Here is a 253-nt window from a genome sequence, read left to right as displayed (position 1 = left end):
AGCACGCCGAGCAGGGTTTCCAGCCCGACGCGCAGGTTGGCTTCGCTACCGCCAAAAACCGCCAGCGTCGAGCTGGGGTTCATATCAATAATACTGTTGAGTGAGACGTGTAGCGCATCGGCATCACAATGCCCCTGGTGAGCGAGTTGTTGCACCAGGCGTGCCGACTGACAAATACCGGCCAGGGCGAGGGTGATGTCATAGTAATTCTTTGCCACGTTCACTGCTTCCTTGTTTTAAGTAAAGATAATAA

General features: G+C 53.4%; 1 pseudogene. It reads right to left on the bottom strand.

What is annotated here, in order from left to right:
* Nucleotides 1–218 (bottom strand): annotated as a pseudogene (hflD, locus tag AC0L3J_RS38235) (high frequency lysogenization protein HflD); the annotation flags it as partial.
* Between the last annotated feature and the right edge of the window lie 35 nt (nt 219–253).

This window comes from Bradyrhizobium sp. Kon37, assembly GCF_055807535.1.
This window is presented reverse-complemented; position numbering and strand designations above follow the sequence as displayed.